This is a genomic window from Vibrio sp. D54, assembly GCF_021728075.1.
Classification (GTDB): Bacteria; Pseudomonadota; Gammaproteobacteria; order Enterobacterales; family Vibrionaceae; genus Vibrio; species Vibrio alginolyticus.
The window spans coordinates 1-2,987 of the sequence record NZ_JAKKCS010000047.1; the positions used below are offsets into that span (position 1 = coordinate 1).

The following is a 2,987-nucleotide window of genomic DNA, read 5'->3' on the forward strand; positions in this document are numbered from 1 at the left end:
AAGCGAACTGCTTCTTTACGGAATTCTTCGGTGTACGCTGGATTACGATGTTTAGCCATAAATCACCTCTCAATTAGACCCTAGATCTAACTTAGTAAAGTGTCTACTAAACGTGGGGTACTCGGAAACCTAACGCCCTGCTAAGGGGTGAGCAACGCAATACAAAAGCCGCCGCATACCACCTTAATCACTAAATTCAACGCATAGTGAAAATGCCACGCGTTGCGAATCCCTCTTGAGCAGTTTGTTAGTTTGCAAACCCAAGGAGTTGATTTTACGTTATTTTAAATTTTGAAAACAACAAGCTTTATGTGCTTTGATGCACTTAAGTCAGGCTTAGTCTCAAAGCGGCAACTCAATGAAACCACTTGGAACAAACAACGTGGCAGAAACCGAACTCACAACACCAAAAAACGCTTTTGGAAAACCAATCTCACAGTGCGGACTTTCAACAAAGCCACTGAAACCACGTGAACTTTCCACACCAGAGAAAACACCATTTCAGCGAGTAAATCGGCTTTTGTACCAACAAACTCAACGAGCAGAGTTTCAGCAAAAAAGTTCAACGCAGTTAACCCAAAACTCGCCACATCAAAGAACAAATCAACCGTTGAAACGATACCAATTTTGGATTTTCACCACGCAAGTTAACACTAAAATTGAGAGCCAATACGACAACTTAAACTTTGAACTTTTACCACTAGACCTTGCGATATAGCTGCGTTTTTCCTCTTGCAAACTAACGCCTTGTTAAAGTGTGAGGCACGCAATACCGAAGGTTCCGTATAACACCTTAACCACTAAAGCTAACGCATAGTAAAAATGCCACGCGTGCCGAATCACTCTTGAACAATTTGTTATACGAATTTCTTCAGTGCCAACACTTGCTGTTCAAATAACTCACAATCTGACTTTGAGTATGACTTGGCGACATTAACCCATTGAACGCCCGTTTCATCTATGTGGCGAAACTCGACTTGAAGTGCATATTTAGAACAACGAAAAAGAGCAAAAACCAAACCTACAACCGTCAGACTAAGAACTAAAACTAGTAGCCATTGTGGCACCTCTTCCAACCTTGGAATAACTAACCAAACTGCCCCTGAAAAAACACACACCCAGAATAAAACTTGACCTAAATTATCAAGAAAACTTAACTTTTTAACCCTAACATTATTTATCTTAGACAAAGGATATGAGTCTTTCTTAAACCTGAACTCTTTTGAATCCAAGTTAAAATCAGTATTTTTGTACATAATTTCCCTCTATTCGTATCACGCCGCGTTAAGTGGTGAGCAACGCATACCACCGCAATTAAAGTATTGTGCCGTAAACACTAAAGTTGAATTAAACCGAAAATGCCGAGCGTTGGGAATCCGTCTTAAACGCTTTGTTATGTGCCGGATTTACGTGACCTAGCTCTCAAATAAGTCCAACTTCTCGTTCACGTATTCCATGATCTGATCGTAGAAGAACTCATCAATTTTACCTGCTACGACAAAGCAAAGTAGATAAGAAGATACAAAGTGAAACTTGTACTGTTTTCTCGAATTAGGATCGAGTGACCAGTCTGTTTTAACTTGCTCATCAATTTCGCTATTCATCATTTCAAACAGAGCATCATTGTCCATATGATTTCTTTTAGAGTAAAAAACTGATGCTAGCTGATACATATTTTCCTTCGGAATTTATCCAGAAGCAATCGCATGCAGAGCTTCATCCAGTGCTTCACTCGCTTCCATCAACCACTTTTCCATCGAATATTTCTCCGTTTCCGAACTGGCACATAACGCCTTGTTAAGGTGTGAGGCACGCAACACCTAAGCATCCGCATACCACCTTAACCACTAAAATAAACGCATAGTAAAAATGCCACGCGTGCCGAATCACTCTTGAACAATTTGTTATAGCTTTTCTAACTTGGCAAATGAACTTGCAAGCAACTTAATCTCTCCGGTTTCATGAAGCCAAACATAAACCTCGGGCTTGAACTGTTCTGACTCTTTTAAGAAAACCATTTGATCACCAAGACCGTTACTAGCAATAGCCAATGCATGATGAGGAAAGTTGCCAAAACCAAAACACGCCTTGGTTTCTGCAATAATGTGGTTACAAGTACGAGCTAGCCTTTTTCGATCGGAGTTGTCCTTGATTGGGTAAAGCTCCCAGTCATCTTCTTCGGTCGTTGCCTCACCACCATTGTCAGTCTTCATCGATTCACGATAATCATGAGGGAGCCTTGCACCAAGCTCCACCTCAGTATTAACTAATTGTTCTTCTGTTAAGTTGAATGCCATTTTTACTCCAAAGCTATAACGCCTTGCTAAGGTGTGAGTAACGCAATACAAAAGCTACCGCACAGCGCCTTAATCACCATAAGCCACCGCAAAGTAAAAATGCCACGCGTTACGAATCACTCTTAAGCAATTTGTTAGTACATGCGCTACTTCTATTTATGCGCTCCAAGATATTGAAAAGTCGCATGATATGAAAGGCTTTGAACACTGAAGTGAGACGGGCAGCTACAAAACTTTACCGCCATTGAGAGACGAAAGTTGGCTAGAAGAAAAACGCACTAAACTGCCCTACTTTTACTGGCTTCAAATTAGAAAAGGATTCTTTCCTCGTACTTGAACAGCCACACCAAAAATAATCAAGGTTCTCTCAAAAGCCACCACGAAAATGAAAAAGCGCCAAAGAAATAGCCTAAGAGTTAGAAACCGTAAACGGTGAAATCAACGCGAACACTCCGCATATAGTGCCACCGGAAAGAACGTGAAAGGCACTAACTGAAAGGTGTAAAAACGAGCGCCAAAACAGATAAACACCAAAACTGATGACCTTTGATATCAAACCCGTACTAACGCCGCATTAAGGTGTGAGCAGCGCTTGGCTCTACTTGAGCGAAGCGAAAACGCCAAGCGTTGCGAATCACTCTTAAATGCTTTGTTAGGGCACTGTTCTCAAAGATGGCCACCTTACTAGCC

4 protein-coding genes are annotated in these 2,987 nt (G+C 41.2%); all 4 read right to left on the reverse strand.

Features of this window, described 5'->3' with window-relative positions; translation table 11 throughout:
• Positions 1-857 precede the first annotated feature (857 nt).
• A complete protein-coding gene (locus L3V37_RS23825; RefSeq protein WP_025519062.1) occupies positions 858-1,256 on the reverse strand; it encodes a DUF6232 family protein in 399 nt (132 codons plus the stop codon).
• A gap of 159 nt (positions 1,257-1,415) precedes the next feature.
• Positions 1,416-1,631, reverse strand: a complete 216-nt coding sequence (locus tag L3V37_RS23830) for a hypothetical protein (protein ID WP_237307332.1) — start codon at positions 1,629-1,631, stop codon at positions 1,416-1,418.
• A 57-nt stretch (positions 1,632-1,688) separates the two neighbouring features.
• On the reverse strand, positions 1,689-1,820 hold the full coding sequence (locus tag L3V37_RS24220) for a hypothetical protein (protein WP_267135855.1): 132 nt from the start codon (positions 1,818-1,820) through the stop codon (positions 1,689-1,691).
• An 84-nt stretch (positions 1,821-1,904) separates the two neighbouring features.
• Positions 1,905-2,297, reverse strand: a complete 393-nt coding sequence (locus tag L3V37_RS23840; protein WP_025539246.1) for an SMI1/KNR4 family protein — start codon at positions 2,295-2,297, stop codon at positions 1,905-1,907.
• Positions 2,298-2,987: the final 690 nt, after the last annotated feature.